At 65.2% G+C, this 630-nt stretch carries 1 protein-coding gene; it reads right to left on the bottom strand.

Annotated features, from left to right (window positions below; translation table 11 throughout):
- Positions 1-302 precede the first annotated feature (302 nt).
- The coding region (locus EN964_RS36475) for a DHHA1 domain-containing protein (protein ID WP_245490759.1) at positions 303-630 on the bottom strand (328 nt) is incomplete at its 5' end.

The raw sequence follows: 630 nt of genomic DNA, 5'->3' as shown, positions 1-630 counted from the left end.
GCGCTGGCGCGAAAACTCCTCGTCATTCTCAATGCAAAAGCACGCGATGCGCGCATGGAGTTCGCCAATGCAACTTGACACCACAGATAGTCGCTCATTGCCCTGCCGGGCATTTCTCCCCGTAAAACGGGGAGAAAGAGGCTGGCCGCAACGCCGGCGCCTCTTTTTTTGCAAGGCTGGCGATTGGCGAAAGCCGCGACGAAAGCGCCCTTCTCCCCGTTTACGGGGAGAAGATGGCGGCAGCCAGATGAGGGGCAGCGCTACTTGGGAAGGTAGGGCTCCCCCCTGAACTGCCCACTAGCCTACGCCGCTTCGAGTGCCGCCCTCACTGCTGCAATCGCATCATCGGCCTTGGAAGCGTCGGGGCCACCGGCCTGGGCCATGTCGGGCCGCCCGCCGCCGCCCTGCCCGCCCAATGCGGCGGAGGCCACGCGGACAAGGTCGACGGCGCTGAAGCGATCGATGAGGTCGTCGGTGACGGCCACCACGACGCTTGCCTTGTTGTCTTCGCCGGCGCCGACGAAGACGACGACGCCGGAGCCGAGCGAGCTCTTGCCGGCATCGGCCAGCGGCTTCAAATCCTTCGGCGAGACACCGGAGACCGTCTTGCCGAGGAAGCCGATACCGGCG

The sequence above is a fragment of the Mesorhizobium sp. M7A.F.Ca.CA.001.10.2.1 genome (assembly GCF_003998575.1).
Classification (GTDB): Bacteria; Pseudomonadota; Alphaproteobacteria; order Rhizobiales; family Rhizobiaceae; genus Mesorhizobium.
The sequence above is the reverse complement of the archived record's forward strand: the minus strand, read 5'-3'. Positions and strand labels throughout refer to the sequence as shown.